11 protein-coding genes are annotated in these 13276 nt (G+C 71.0%); 2 read left to right on the plus strand and 9 right to left on the minus strand.

Annotated features, from left to right (window positions below):
- The 7 genes from ACWEOZ_RS07775 to ACWEOZ_RS07805 form a co-directional block, all read right to left on the minus strand.
- Complete coding sequence (locus ACWEOZ_RS07775) at positions 1 to 1035, minus strand: succinate dehydrogenase/fumarate reductase iron-sulfur subunit (RefSeq protein WP_451909939.1); 1035 nt, start codon at positions 1033 to 1035, stop codon at positions 1 to 3.
- Positions 1035 to 2924: a fumarate reductase/succinate dehydrogenase flavoprotein subunit gene (locus tag ACWEOZ_RS07780; protein ID WP_451909940.1), complete on the minus strand. Its 1890-nt coding sequence runs from the start codon at positions 2922 to 2924 to the stop codon at positions 1035 to 1037. Before ACWEOZ_RS07780 ends, ACWEOZ_RS07775 begins: the two co-directional genes overlap by 1 nt.
- 9 nt (positions 2925 to 2933) lie before the next feature.
- Positions 2934 to 3740 (minus strand): hypothetical protein, encoded by an 807-nt coding sequence (locus ACWEOZ_RS07785; RefSeq protein WP_451909941.1) that lies wholly within the window; start codon positions 3738 to 3740, stop codon positions 2934 to 2936.
- Positions 3741 to 3877: 137 nt separating this feature from the next.
- Positions 3878 to 4807: a hypothetical protein gene (locus ACWEOZ_RS07790; RefSeq protein ID WP_451909942.1), complete on the minus strand. Its 930-nt coding sequence runs from the start codon at positions 4805 to 4807 to the stop codon at positions 3878 to 3880.
- Positions 4808 to 5019: 212 nt separating this feature from the next.
- A complete protein-coding gene (locus ACWEOZ_RS07795; RefSeq protein WP_451909943.1) occupies positions 5020 to 5991 on the minus strand; it encodes an IS481 family transposase in 972 nt (323 codons plus the stop codon).
- A gap of 192 nt (positions 5992 to 6183) precedes the next feature.
- Positions 6184 to 7560, minus strand: a complete 1377-nt coding sequence (locus tag ACWEOZ_RS07800; protein ID WP_451909944.1) for a TldD/PmbA family protein — start codon at positions 7558 to 7560, stop codon at positions 6184 to 6186.
- Between the two features lie 43 nt (positions 7561 to 7603).
- Positions 7604 to 9040 (minus strand): TldD/PmbA family protein, encoded by a 1437-nt coding sequence (locus ACWEOZ_RS07805; RefSeq protein WP_451909963.1) that lies wholly within the window; start codon positions 9038 to 9040, stop codon positions 7604 to 7606.
- 116 nt (positions 9041 to 9156) lie between these two features.
- On the opposite strand from ACWEOZ_RS07805, the gene ACWEOZ_RS07810 reads away from it, so the two are divergent.
- The gene (locus ACWEOZ_RS07810; RefSeq protein WP_451909945.1) at positions 9157 to 10707 is read left to right on the plus strand and encodes a diguanylate cyclase; all 1551 of its coding nucleotides are present in this window, start codon (positions 9157 to 9159) and stop codon (positions 10705 to 10707) included.
- A 39-nt stretch (positions 10708 to 10746) separates the two neighbouring features.
- A complete protein-coding gene (locus ACWEOZ_RS07815) occupies positions 10747 to 11709 on the plus strand; it encodes a helix-turn-helix transcriptional regulator (protein WP_451909946.1) in 963 nt (320 codons plus the stop codon).
- Here the strand turns inward: ACWEOZ_RS07815 and ACWEOZ_RS07820 are convergent.
- Both ACWEOZ_RS07820 and ACWEOZ_RS07825 read right to left on the minus strand, forming a co-directional pair.
- The gene (locus ACWEOZ_RS07820) at positions 11700 to 12617 is read right to left on the minus strand and encodes an SDR family oxidoreductase (RefSeq protein ID WP_451909947.1); all 918 of its coding nucleotides are present in this window, start codon (positions 12615 to 12617) and stop codon (positions 11700 to 11702) included. The two genes, ACWEOZ_RS07815 and ACWEOZ_RS07820, sit on opposite strands and share 10 nt — an antisense overlap.
- Positions 12618 to 12663: 46 nt before the next feature.
- Positions 12664 to 13182 (minus strand): Uma2 family endonuclease, encoded by a 519-nt coding sequence (locus ACWEOZ_RS07825; RefSeq protein WP_451909948.1) that lies wholly within the window; start codon positions 13180 to 13182, stop codon positions 12664 to 12666.
- Positions 13183 to 13276 lie beyond the last annotated feature (94 nt).

Raw genomic sequence — 13276 nt, forward strand, 5'->3', positions numbered from 1 at the left:
TCAGCTTTTGCCCTGCTCCGGATGCCGGTAGGTGATGCCGTCCTCGCGCAGCGGGAATTCCTGGTCGTCGCCGAACGGCGACGGTCCCCCGGCCTGGTGCGACAACAGCTCGGCCACGTCCAGCCGGCCGTCGGCGTTGACCGCAGGCCCCTCCGGCATGCGCGCGGCGGAAGGTCCGAGCCCGGACGCCACCCCGGTGACACCCTCGGTGTTGCTCGGTGCCATCGAATCGCCGCCGGAGCTGCCGTTGCTGCGGCCGCCGCCCGCGTGGGCCGGGGTGCTCTCGAGCTGGTCCCGGCGGAAGATCTTGCGGCCCAGCCAGACCAGCGGGTCGTAGCGGTTGTCCACGACCCGTTCCTTCATCGGGATGATCGCGTTGTCCGTGATCTTGATGTGCTCCGGGCAGACCTCGGTGCAGCACTTGGTGATGTTGCAGTAGCCCAGGCCCTGGTGCTCCTGGGAGTAGTTCTTGCGGTCCGTCCGGTCGTCGAGCGGGTGCATGTCCAGCTCGGCGGCGCGGATGAAGTAGCGCGGACCGGAGAACGCCGGCTTGTTCTCCTCGTGGTCGCGGACCACGTGACAGGTGTTCTGGCACAGGAAGCATTCGATGCACTTGCGGAACTCCTGCGAGCGTTCCACGTCGATCTGCTTCATCCGGTAGTCGCCCGGCTTGACCCCGGGCGGCGGCGCGAACGCCGGCGTCTCGCGGGCCTTCTCGTAGTTGAAGGAGACGTCGGTGACCAGGTCCCGGATGATCGGGAACGTGCGCAGCGGCGTGATCGTGACGGTCTCGTCCTCCTCGAAGGTGGACATCCGCGTCATGCACCCGAGCCGGGGCTTGCCGTTGATCTCCATCGAGCAGGAGCCGCACTTGCCGGCCTTGCAGTTCCAGCGGCAGGCCAGGTCCGGGGTCTCGGTGGCCTGCAACCGGTGGATGACGTCGAGGACGACCTCGCCCTCGTTCACCTCGACGTCGAACTCCTGGAGGTCACCGCCCGAAGCGTCGCCCCGCCACACCCGAAAGTGACGCTTCATCACTCCACCTCCGTGAGCTCTTCGTCGGTCATGTACTTGCTCAGCTCGCTGCGCTCGAAGAGCTGGATCAGCTCCGTGCGCATCGCCGGCACCGGTTTGCGTTCCAGGTGCACGTCGCCCGCCTCGTCCAGCGAGCAGACCAGGTTGACGAGCCGCCACTGCGGGCTCATCTTCGGGAAGTCCTCCCGGGTGTGCCCGCCGCGGGACTCCTCACGCTCCAGCGCCGCCTTCGCGGTGCACTCGGAGACGATGAGCATGTTGCGCAGGTCCAGCGCCAGGTGCCAGCCCGGGTTGTACCGGCGTCCGCCGGCCGCGCCGACGTTGGCCACCCGCAGCTTCAGCTCCTGGAGCCGCTTGAGCGCGTCGGTCAGCTCACCCTCGCGGCGGATGATGCCGACCAGGTCGCCCATCACGGCCTGCAGGTCCTGCTGCAACGTGTACGGGTTCTCGCCGTTCTCCCGGCTCAGCGGGGCCAGCGCGGCGTCCACGGCCTTCTCCACGTCACCGGTGGCGACCTTGGGCCGCTTGGCCAGCGTGTCGGCGTACGCGGCCGCGTGCTCACCGGCGCGCTTGCCGAACACCAGCAGGTCGGAGAGCGAGTTGCCGCCGAGCCGGTTGGAACCGTGCATGCCGCCGGAGACCTCACCCGCCGCGAACAGGCCCTCGACGTGGCCGAAAGCAGCCGCCGTGTCGGGGTCCACCTCGACGCCGCCCATCACGTAGTGACAGGTCGGGCCGACCTCCATCGGCTCCTTGGTGATGTCGACGTCCGCCAGCTCCTTGAACTGGTGGTACATCGACGGCAGGCGCCGCTGGACCTCCTCGGCGGGGAGCCGGCTGGCGATGTCGAGCAGGACACCGCCGGCCTTCGTACCCCGGCCGGCCTTGACCTCGCTGTTGATCGCCCGGGCGACCTCGTCGCGGGGCAGCAGCTCGGGCGGGCGCCGGTTGTTGTCCGGGTCCTTGTACCAGCGGTCCGCCTCCTCCTCGGTCTCCGCGTACTGCTTGCGGAAGACGTCGGGGACGTAGTTGAACATGAACCGCTTGCCGTCGGTGTTCTTGAGCACGCCGCCGTCACCGCGGACCGACTCGGTGACCAGGATGCCCTTGACGCTGGGCGGCCACACCATGCCGGTCGGGTGGAACTGCAGGAACTCCATGTTGATCAGCGTGGCGCCGGACCGCAGGGCCAGCGCGTGGCCGTCCCCGGTGTACTCCCACGAGTTCGAGGTCACCTTGTACGAGCGGCCGACGCCGCCGGTGGCCAGCACGACCGCGGGCGCCTCGAGCAGGATGAACTCGCCGGACTCGCGGTAGTAGCCGAACGCCCCGGCGATCCGGTCGCCCTCGAGCAGCAGCTCGGTGATCGTGGTCTCGGAGAAGACCCGGATCTTGGCGTCGTAGTTGCCGGTCTCCGCGAAGTCCTCCTGCTGCAGCGAGACGATCTTCTGCTGCAGGGTGCGGATCAGCTCCAGGCCGGTCCGGTCGCCGACGTGCGCGAGCCGCGGATACTCGTGGCCGCCGAAGTTGCGCTGGGAGATCTTGCCGTCCTTGGTGCGGTCGAACAGCGCACCGTAGGTCTCCAGCTCCCAGATCCGCTCCGGCGCCTCCTTGGCGTGCAGCTCGGCCATCCGGAAGTTGTTCAGGAACTTGCCGCCGCGCATGGTGTCGCGGAAGTGCACCATCCAGTTGTCGCGGCTGTTCACGTTGCCCATGGCCGCGGCCGCGCCGCCCTCGGCCATGACCGTGTGCGCCTTGCCGAACAGCGACTTGCTGATGATCGCGGTGCGCTTGCCGGCGAGCCGGGCCTCGATGGCCGCCCGCAGCCCGGCGCCGCCGGCGCCGATCACGACGACGTCGTAGTGGTGTCGTTCGATTCGGGTTGTCATGGGGGCCCTCTAGTTGATGAAGCGCAGGTCGGGCCACCAGCCGGCCGCGAGCGCCATGATGTAGAAGTCGGTCAGGGCGAGGGTGCCCAGCGTGATCCACGCGAGCAGCATGTGCCGGGCGTTGAGCTTCGACACGAAGGTCCAGAAGCGGTAGCGCACCGGGTGCTTGGAGAAGTGCTTCAACCGGCCGCCGGCGATGTGCCGGCAGGAGTGACAGGACAACGTGTACGCCCACAGCATCACCACGTTGCCGACCAGGATGACGTTGCCCAGCCCGAAGCCGAACTCGTCACCGGACCGGAAGGCGATGATCGCGTCCCAGGTGTTGATGACGGAGATGATGGCGGCGGCGTAGAACGCGTACCGGTGCAGGTTCTGGAAGATCAGCGGGAACCGCGTCTCACCGGTGTACTTCTCGTGCGCGTCGGGGACGGCACAGGCCGGCGGCGACAACCAGAAGGCCCGGTAGTAGGCCTTGCGGTAGTAGTAGCAGGTGAGACGGAAGAGCAGCAGGAACGGCAGAGTGAGCGCCGCTTCCGGCAGAAGCCAGAACTTCGGCAGCGGGGTGCCGAACAGGGCCGAGCCCTCGACGCACCGGTCGGTCAGACACGGTGAGTAGAACGGGGTGAGGTAGTGGTGCTCCTCGATGAAGTACCACTTGTGCATGAACACACGGACGGTGGCGTAGATCACCCACGCCGACAACCCCACGAAGGTGATCAGCGGTGGGAACCACCACCGGTCCGTACGCAACGTCTTCGCCGCGATCGCAGCGCGCGAGCGCCCCGGATCCGACCTCGTTGCCGTCGTCGTCATTGACGTCTCCCTGACGGTGCTGACAGTGGCCTGCATCTGCCGGCGGGCGCGCCTGTTTGGGGTGTGCGTCCGCAATGTGTGGCACACGTTACAACGAAGGTCAGCTTCCTGCTGTGTAAGGGAAGGCTTACCACCGGCTACAGATCAGGGGCGGCCAGCCGGCGGATCGGCCCGGCGCAGGCGGCGGGCGACCACCGGGCCAGCTGATCGGCCGACGAGACCCCGTCGCGGGGCGCGGGAGCGACAAAAAACGCGGGGGTACGGGACTTGACCTGCGCATCAAGCGCCTCGGCGAAGGCGGTACGCGCATCGAGCAGCTCCCGCCAGCCGTCACTGACCCGTTGATCGCCCAACCGCCCGACATAGATCCGGGTGGCGGCGTTCTCGTCCCGGACCGCGACGGCCCGCGCCTGCGGGGTGGTGGTGGCGCCGGGCGGGACGAGCCGGTTGAGCCGGTCTTCGAGCTCGAGGCAGGCGCTGTCGCGGAGGCGCCGATCCTCCCGGGCATCCGCGGCGTCGTCCCGGAAGCCGGAAACGGCGCGCAGCACGGCGAGCCCACCGGCGCAGAGCACGATGACGATGACGGCGGCGGCCACCGAAATCCCGGCGACGAACAGCCGGCGGCGGCGGCGCTTCTTCGTTTCGGCCTCGGACCCGGTCGGCTGCCCGGGGCGTGTGCTCGACGTCCTTGTCGTTCTCGCTCGGGGCCTGGTCCCGGAGCCGAGCCGGCTGTCGCGTCCGGCTGATGCACCGCTCGGGGCGTCGTCCTCGCCGGAATCGGATGGCTCCGCCCCGCCGGTCCCGGTCCGGCTGCCCGCGCCGGTTCCGCTGCCGGCGCCGCTCGCGCTGCCCGCGCCACCGGCGCTGCTTGCGGTCCCGTAGGTGCTCGCGCTGCCGGCGCCGCTCGCGGTCCCGGTGCTGGCCGTGGCTCGAGGCACGGCTCGGGTCTCCGATGTCGTGTCGGCGTCGAAGGCGGACGCGGAGACAGCACCGGCGGGCGGGCCGGTGGTCGGCTCGTCGGCCGTGCGGTAGCCGTCGGACTCCTGGTCACGCGGCCCGTCACTCATCGATCCAGCGCTCACCGGCCCAGTGAAACACGCCGGTCAATGCCCCGCCCAGTGGCGCGACGTGGACCCGTCCCACCCGGCAGCCCGGCCCGGGCGGCCCGCTGCGGGTGCGGTCCGGCCGGGACGCGCCCGGGTAGCCCGCCGGCGCTTCATCCTCGGTGGAGCTGCCGGCGCGGGTCCAATCGGGAGTAATCCGCCGGGTCCGGCGTGAGCTAGATGTAGGGACCAGCACCGTTGTTGATGCGGGTGATCGGTGGTTGGCCGGCGAGGGCGGTGTGTCCGCGGTGATGGTTGTAGGTGTGTAACCAGCTGGGCAGTGCGTCGGCGCGGTCTTGGCTGCTGGTGAACGGCCTGGAGTAGATCCATTCGTCGGCCATGGTGCGGTTGAAGCGTTCTGCTTTGCCGTTGGTCTGAGGACGGTAGTGGCGGGTGAAGCGTGGTTGGGCGCCGAGGTCGGCCAGGGCGTCGCGCCAGGCGTGGCCGCGTCGGTAGGCCAGGGCGTTGTCGGTCATGACGCGTTCGATGGCCGGGATGCCGAGCCGGGTGAAGTAGGCGGCTGCGCGGCGTAGGAACGCGGCGCTGGTGGCGCTGGTTTCGTCGGGGTGGATTTCGGCGTAGGCCAGCCGGGTGTGGTCATCGATCGCGGCGTGGATGTATTCGTAGCCGACGCGGGGGCTGGTGCGGGCGCGGCGGTGGGCGTCGCTGTCGCGGCCGTGGGCGCGCCAGCCTCCGCCGTCGCGGAGCCGACCGATCTTCTTGACGTCGACGTGGACGAGTTCGCCGGGCCGTTGGCGTTCGTAGCGGCGGATCAGCTGGCCGGTGGGCCGGTCGAGCCAGGCGAGGCGGTGCAGACCGTGACGGGTCAGCACGGCGTGCACCGTTGAGGCGGGCATGCCCAGCAGTGGTGCGAGCCGGCGGGAGCCACGTTTGAGGCTGGTGCGTAGGGCGCAGATGCGGGCCTCGACTTCGGGCGTGGTCTTGGCTGGGATACGGTGCGCGGTGCTGGGCCGGTCGTGGAGCCCGGCGTCGCCTTCGGCGCGCCATCGGGCTAGCCATTTGTAGCCGGTAGCGCGGGACACGCCGAGTTCCTTGGCGACGTGGGCGACCGGGCGTCGATCGGTGACGACACGCTGGATGAGCAGTCGTCGGCCGTGCAGGGTCAGGCGGGCGTTACGGTGGGCCATAGAGACCTCCGGTCAGGGTGAAAGCGTCGCAACTTCCACCTCGCCGGAGGTCTTCTCACATCTCAAGCCGACACGCCGTCAACAACGCTCATGGGCACTACAGCTAGACGCCGGGCCCGGCGCGGGCGTGACGCCGAGACCAAGCGCGAGCGTGACGCCGGGGACCAGCGTAAGAACCGCGCTGCAGGCGGGTCAGCCGGAGGCGTTGCCGGTCAGGTTCCAGGACTGCAGATGCAGGGCCGGTGCCGTGTAGCGGACCCCGGACCATCGGTCCGGCAGCGCCACCGCCTCCGCCCCCACTCCGAGCACCGCTCCCGGCCCCAGCGCCTGCGGGTAGGACTGCGTGAACCGCATGTTTCCCACCGCCGCCGTCACCTCGCCGTCCTCCACCAGCCAGACACCGTTGCGGGTCAGGCCGGTGATGACCAGGCTCTTCTGGTCCAGCACGCGGGTGTACCAGAAGTCGGTGATCAGCAGACCCCGCCGCATGCCGCTGACCAGGGCGCGAGCCGAGGCCGCCGTCGGGCCTTCGCCGGTCTCGGGGGAGGAGTCACCGCCCGGCCGGGACGCCAGCCGCAGGTTGGCGGCGATCGGGCCCCAGGAGCGGGATGCCGCACCGGCGTGGCCGGTGGAGACGGAGCCGGCTTCGGCCGCTGAGGTGCGGTCGTGGCTGACCGCCGTGGTGGTGCCCTCGTCGACCAGGATCAGGGTGTCGCGCGGCGTGCCCTCCTGGTCGAACGGCAGGGTCGCGCCCAGGGGCTCGTCGAGGATGGTCACCGCCCGGTCGAACTGCTGGGCGCCCAGCTCGGCGAAGGACTGGTGCTGCGCGAACGCTTTGCCGTTGAAGCCGAACGTGGACAGGTTGTCGAGGATGTCGGCGACCGCGGTCGGCTCCAGGACGACCTCGTAGCGGCCCGGGGGCAGCTCGATCGGGCGGCCGCCGGCGCGGGCCTTCGCTGCTGCTCGGGCACCCAGCGCGGTGCCGTCCAGGTCGGTCAGGCGGCTGCTGGCGCGGCGGGCCACGCCGTCCGCCCCGGCGAGGCGGGCGATGCCGTCCATCGCGGCCTCGGCGGCCCGGCCCTCGACGGCTTGGCCGGCGGTGTTGGCGAAGCCGCCCGAGGAGTATGTCGTCCGGCAGAAGCCGGCCGTCTCCAGCCCGTCGGCGGCCCGGACGAAGTCGCGGACGCGGGCGGCGCGCTCGTGCGGGCCCGCGGCGGCGGTGGCCTCATCGAAGGCGGGGGACTCCCGCAGCGGTGTGGGTGGGGTGAGGCCGGGCCAGGCCTGGTCGGGCGGGGAGAGACGGGAGGCGGCGATGGTGCGTTCGACCAGCGACTGCAGGCCCTCGGGGTCGGTCACCGTCGTGGAGCCGCCGGCTGTGCGGCCGTCGAGGCGCAGGCGCAGGCGCACGGTTGTGGTGGCGTCGGCGACGTTCTGGTGGATCGCCGAGTTCGCGAAGCGGGTCAGTGCCTCGGCGGAGTGGGCCGCGACCACCTCGGCCTCCGCTCCCGGCCCGGCCAGCCGCCGGGTCAGCTCGACGACCCGGGCCGCCAGATCAAGCTCGGCGCTCATGCGCATCCTCCGTCTCGCCGGCCGGACTGCTGCTCGTGACTGGTCATCCCCGCACCCCCACGCGCACGTTGGTGAAGCGGGCCGGGGCGGCCGGGTGGCCAATGTGCCCGATCTGGCCGGGCTGGCCCTTGCCGCAGTTCGGCGTGCCCCACGCGACCGTCTCGGAGGACAGCATGTCCATCGACTGCCAGAACTTCGGGCCGATCCCCGTGTACGTCGGGTTGCGCAGCATCCGCCCGCGCTTGCCGTTCTTCACCTCGTACCCGATCTCGCAGCCGAACTGGAAGTTGAGCCGGCGGTCGTCGATCGACCAGGACCGGTTGATGTCCATCAGCACGCCGTCGTCGGTCGCCGCGACGATCTCGTCGAGGGTGTGCGGGCCGGGCTCCAGGCCGACGTTGGTCATCCGCACCATCGGCAGCCGCGCCCAGCCGTCGGAGCGCACGCTGCCGGCGTAGTCCAGGCCGGCCATCGCCGCGGAGTCACGTCCGGCCAGCACGCCGACCCAGCGGCCGTTGCGGACCGCGTCGCGCTTGACCGCCGGTGAGCCCTCGTCGTCGTAGCCGAAGCTGCCCAGGGCGCCCGGGATCGTCGGGTCGATGGTGATGTTCATCAGGTCGGAGCCGTACCGCAGGGTGCCGAGCTGGTCCAGGTCGAGCCAGGAGGTGCCGGCGAAGGCCGCCTCCCAGCCGAGGATGCGGTCGAGCTCGATGGCGTGGCCCACCGACTCGTGGATCTGCAGGGCGAGCTGCTCACCGCCGAGGATCAGGGTGGTCTCGCCGGACGGGCAGAGCGGGGCGGTCAGCAGCGCCCGGGCCTCGTCGGCCATCCGCGCGGCGTTGTCGGTCAGGGCCAGCTCGTCGACGAGCTCCCAGCCGCGGGTGCCGTACTGCCCGCGGTGCGAGGGCCAGGACCGGCGCTGGATCTCGCCGTCGCCGTACGCGCTCGCGGTGATGCCCGCGCCGCACTCGCGGATGTGCTGGTCGATGCGGTGACCGTCGCTGGAGGCGAACCACTTGCGGGTGTCCCAGATCTGGTAGATGCCCTCGGCCAGGTCGGCGCCGGCGTCCCGGGCGGCCGCGGTGGCGGCGACCAGCAGGTCACCCTTGACCGACAGCGGCACCGACAGCGGGTCGATCTCGCAGGCGCTGGCCCAGCTGGCCGTGCCGGCGCCGGTCGGGACCAGGTCGATCGCCGGACCGGGCACCAGGGCGCTGGCGGCGGCGATCTCGGCGGCCCGCCGGCCGGCCGCGCGGGCGGCGGCGTCGGACAGGTCGGGCACGGCGTAGAAGCCCCAGCTGGACCCGACCAGCGCCCGTACGCCGATGCCCGCGCTCTCGTCGGAGCTGAGGTCCTCGACCTCGCCGTCCCGGGCGCTCATGGTCTCGGTGCGGCGCAGCATCACCCGTGCGTCCGCGTATCGGGCCCCGGCGTCGAGAGCGGCCTGGACCGCCGTGCCGGCCTCGTCGAAGTGATCCACGCTCATGCCCGAGACCCTAGGCGAACCCTCCGACATTCTCTGCCCGGTCCGGCGCGGACCCCTCACATCGTGGCCGGATCAGCCGACCATAGGGCCATGGGGAACGGGGAACGACGATGAACCGCCTGCCGGTGCTGGTCTCGCCGTACGGTCCCTTCGCCGGCCTCGCTCTGCACGTGCACGACCTGACCATCCGAGGCCATCACGCGGAGACCCTGGTCGCCGCCGACGAGGCGGAAGCGGTCACGCTGCTGCTCGGCGACCGCCGCACCTACCGGGTCAGCCGGCTGGGCCGGATGTACGCCCTGAGCGCCCTCGGCCGCCTCGACGAGGCCCTGGCCATCGCCGAGGAGCTGGTCAGCGATCCGGCCGAGCTGAGTGGTCCGCGGGCCACCGACGCCAAGATCATGGCCGACACCGCCGAGGTGCTGATCCACCTGGGCCGCATCGACGACGGCCTGCACTATGTCGCCCGGGCCATGGCCGTGCTGGAAGTGGTGCCGCGCAAGGGACTGCGCTACTTCTCCGCCATGTCGTCGCTGGGCGAAGCCGCTCGCGGCGCGGAGCTCTTCGAGCTCGCCGACCACGCCATGCGCCTGTGTGTGGAGTCGTTCGAGTCGCCGGACGACCTGTACCGGTCCGCCGCCGAGCTGACCCACGCCGAGACGTGGCTGGAGTGGGCGCTGCGGCTGGAGCAGGTGGGCCGGACCGAGGAGTCCGCCGCCCTGGTCGACAAGAGCGGGGCCGTGCTGCAGTACTGGGTCGACCAGGGCATCGACTCCCCGGTCGGGGTGGCGCTGCTCGCGGTCTGTCACGCCAAGAGCGGCCGGGTCGCGGAGGCGTTCGCCCTGGTCGACGAGCTGTTGCTGGAGATGCGTGAGGCCGGTCAGCAGCACGAGGCCCGCCTGCTGCATCTCGCGCACGGACTGGCCCTGCGGGCCACCGGTCAATGGCGGGCCGCCCGCCGGGAGTTCCGGGCCGCCCTGGAACTGTCCGTGCTGCGGTCGCAGCGGCTGCTGTTCCAGTACGAGCTGGCCATCACCGCCGTGCACGAGTTCCCCGGCGACGCGACGCAGGCGGCGCTCGAATCGCTGCGCAGCCACGTCGAGGCGCTGTGGCAGCTGCGGCTGGACCGCCGCACGATGCTGCGGCAGGCGTACCGCCGGGTGGAGCTGGAGGCGGCCCGTACGACCGCCGACCTGGCCGCCACCTCCGACGCGCTGACCGGCCTGGGCAACCGCCGGATGTTCGACCGCCGGATCGACACGGTCGCGGACGGCGGTTCGCTGCTGCTGATCGACGTGGACCGCTTCAAGGACATCAACGACCGGTTCTCGCACGGCGTCGGCGACCGGGTGCTGGGTGAGATCGCGGCGGTGCTGCGCGCGCACTGCCGGCACGACGAGGTGGCCATCCGCTTCGGCGGGGACGAGTTCGCCATGTTCCTGACCACCGGCGAGGAGGAGGCCCGGCAGATCGCCGAGCGCATCCGCCGGGTGATCCTGGCCCGGGACTGGAGCACGATCGCGCCCGGCCTGACGGTGACGCTCAGCATGGGCCTGGCCGCCTGCCACAGCGGCGAACGCGGCCGCGACCTCTACGACCGCGCGGACGCCCACCTCTACACGGCCAAACGGGCCGGCCGTAACCAGCTCGCCGCTGCCTGAGCCGGCCCGGCGTCCCGGTGCCGGGTGCAGAATCGGTCCGTGCGTGCTGCCCGGCTGATCAACCTCGTGCTGCTGCTGCAGTCGCGCGGCATGCTGACCGCGGCCGAGCTCGCCGCGGAGCTGGAGGTCTCCGAGCGGACCGTGTACCGCGACGTGCTGGCGTTGTCGGCGGCCGGCGTGCCGGTCTACGCCGAGCAGGGCCGCACCGGCGGATACCGCCTGGTCGGCGGCTACCGCACCCGGCTGACCGGGCTGAGCCCGGCCGAGGCCGAGGCATTGTTCCTGGCCGGGCTCCCCGGTCCGGCGCGGGACATGGGTCTGGCCGAGCCGGTACGGACGGTACGGCGCAAAGTGCTCGCCGCCCTGCCTCCGGTGCTGCGGGACGCCTCGCAGAGCGCCGGTCAGCGCTTCCACCTGGACGCGCCGGGCTGGTTCGGCGACACCGATCCGCCTCCGCTGCTGGCCGACCTGGCCCGGGCGGTCTGGCACGACCAGGTCCTGACCCTGCGGTACCGCAGTCGTGACGAGGTGACCCGTACCGTCGCGCCGTACGGTCTGGTCCTCAAGAACGGCGTCTGGTACCTCGTCGGCAAGGTCGGCGCCGACCTGCGGGTCTACCGCGCGGACCGGGTCGTCGCGGCGGAGCCGGCCGGGGACACCTTCGAACGGGAGCCGGACTTCGACCTGCCGTCGTTCTGGGCGGGCCGGGCCGCGGACTTCGTCCGGCAGATGCTGCGCGAGACCATCACGGTCCGGCTCAGCCCGGACGGTCTGCGGCTGCTGCGGTACGTGGTCGAGCCCATCGCCCGCCAGGAGGCCGAGCAGGCAGCCGGCGAGCCGGACCCGGACGGCTGGATCCGGACCCGGCTGCCGGTCGAGTCGCCCGACGTGGCGTACACGTACGTGCTGAGTCTCGGCCCGGAGGTGGAAGTGATCGACCCGCCGGAGCTGCGGTCCCGGGTCGCCGCGGCCGCGGAGCGGACGCGCGCGCTCTACCGGTAGCCGGTCACGTCGGCGGGCTTGCCGGGATCCTGCACCTCGACCAGGTAGCGCCACGCGTCCGGCCGGCTGCCGTCGAGGTCGGTGAAGCCGTACACCTGGGCCAGCTCGCCGCTGGACACCGAACGGCCGTTCCACCGGGCCCGGTCCTCGTCGGCGGCCAGCGCGACGACCGCGCGCCCGACGAAGGCCGGGGTTTCCGAGATGGCGAAGTGCGGCTCCCGCTCGGTGGCCTGCTGCCAGTTCTCCTCGGTGACGTCGAAATTGTCGAGCATCATCTCCGAGCGCAGCCAGCCCGGGGTCAGCGCCACCGCGGTCGCGCCGTGCTCCGCCAGCTCCTGCGACCACGCGAAGGCGAGCCGGTTCACCGACCACTTGGCCAGGTCGTAGAAGACCGACAGCCGGTAGTTCACCGCGTTGTAGGCGGTGGTGCCGTCACCCATCTCCACAACCAGGCCGCCGGGCGTACGGATCAGCAGCGGCAGCGCGAAGTGGCTGGTGATGATGTGCGTGTCGACCGCCAGCCGGAGCAGCCGCAGCCCGGGGTCCAGGTCCTGCTCCCAGACGGGCTTGTGCCAGGTGGCCAGCGGATCGCCGCCCCACACGTCGTTGACCAGCACATCCAGCCGGCCCTGCTCGGTGTCGATGCGTTGCACGAGGGCTTCGACCTGCTCCGGGACCAGATGGTCGACGGGAACCGCGATGCCGGTGCCCCCGGCGGCCGTGACGAGCTCGGCGGTCTCCTCGATGGTCTCGGACCGGTTCATCTCGGAGCGTTGAGCGCGGGTGCTGCGCCCGGTGGCGTAGACGGTGGCGCCGGCCGCACCGAGCTGCACGGCGATCTGCCGCCCGGCGCCGCGTGTCGCCCCGGCTACGAGGGCGACCTTTCCGGTCAGTGGTTGCTTCGTCATACGGTCGACCCTGTCCACAAAACCTGACAGCGGGCGTCCGGTTTTCTCAGTTGGGCGAAAGTAGATCCTCAGGTACGAGATCGGCCGTCACCGGCTCCTCGAGATGGAGCACCTCACCGGGCCTGGTGACGGAACGCTCGACGTAGTAGTCACCGCGCAACTGGTAGAGGTGCAGGGTGGCACTTTCCTGCTCGACCAGGAGATACCAGGGAATGCCGGCCGCCGCGTAATAGTGGCGCTTGAGGACGCGGCTCACCTCGTCCGACCGCGACGTCACCTCGGCCACGAGAACGGCCGCGCACGCGTCGACGAGCTGGTCGTCGAGGTTGATGGCCCGGGTCATGATCATGTCGGGATTGGCTATCCGCTGCAGGCCGAGTCGCAGGTTGACCCGGCCGAGCAGGTGCCAATCGGAGGCTGCCGCACCGGCGCGCAGAGCGTCCATGATCCTGCCGACGATGAACTGATGCCGCGGATGACCCCGAGCGCTCAGATACAAGCTGCCGTCGAACAGCTCGATGCGTTCGTTTGTCTCACCGAGGTCGAGGTAGGCCTCCACGGACATCGGCTACTTGTTTCATTGCCCTAGGACCGCGGCCCGGCCAGGCTTCGGTCTAGACGTCCGGGCTGTCGCTCTCATTTCGGCTGCCCACCTCGGT

The sequence above is a fragment of the Actinoplanes sp. NPDC004185 genome (assembly GCF_053603475.1).